Raw genomic sequence first — 897 nt, forward strand, 5'->3', positions numbered from 1 at the left:
GCGCACAGCGGCCGCGTCGCGGTGGACGCCGGGCGCGCCGCGCAGGTCGACGCGCTGGCGCGGCGCTTGCGGACGACGCCGTACGTCGTGTTCCTGTCCGCGTTCCTGCTGATGTTGTCGCGGCGCACCGGGCAGCGCGACCTGGTGGTCGGCTCGCCGGTCGCCAACCGCGCGTCGAGCCGCACGGAAGGGCTCGTCGGCTTTTTCGTCAACCTGCTCGCACTGCGCGTGGCGTTCCCGGCGGCCAGCAGCACGCGGGCATGGATCGAACGGGTGCGCGACTGCGTGATGGCCGCGCACGCGCATCAGGACTATCCGTTCGAAAAGCTGGTCGAGCGTTACGCCGGCCCGCGCGACGCGTCGCTGACGCCGCTGTTCCAGGTGGTGTTCTCGATGCAGGAGGCGCCGGTCCGCCATGTGCGGATCGGCGCGCTGGACGTCGCGTTCGAGGACACGCCGGAAACGGAAACCGAATACGACCTGACGATGAACCTGCATCGCGACGGCGCGGGCTACGGCGGCGTGCTGCTGACACGCGACGGCGCGCTGGAGCGGGGCGAGTCGGACGAAGTGGTCGAACAGTTCCACGCGGCGCTGGACCTGCTGCTGACGCTGCCGGACGATGCGCCGCTGGGCGACGCGGGCGTGCTGTCGGCCGCGCAACGCCAGGCATGGCTGGCGGCGTCCGGCACCGTCGACGCGCCTGCGCGGGCGGCGTCCGACCTCGTGTCGCTGCTGTCGGGCACGCTGACGGCCGGCAACGCCGCGCCCGCGGGCGCCACGCCGCACGAGACGCTCAGTTAGGGGGCGGCGGCGGCCCGGGTCGGCCGCATGCCGGGCGGACCGCCGCAGGCGAGGAGGCGGTCCGCGGACTGGGCCGCGCCGTGCGTGCCCTGG

Annotated in this window: 1 protein-coding gene; it reads left to right on the plus strand. The window is 74.0% G+C overall.

The window, feature by feature from the left end; translation table 11 throughout:
* Positions 1 to 804, plus strand: an 804-nt coding sequence (locus tag G3N96_RS38810; protein WP_241023047.1) for a condensation domain-containing protein, incomplete at its 5' end; no start/stop codon positions are given.
* Positions 805 to 897 lie beyond the last annotated feature (93 nt).

Source organism: Burkholderia sp. Se-20373 (genome assembly GCF_017104705.1).
Taxonomy (GTDB): Bacteria; Pseudomonadota; Gammaproteobacteria; order Burkholderiales; family Burkholderiaceae; genus Burkholderia.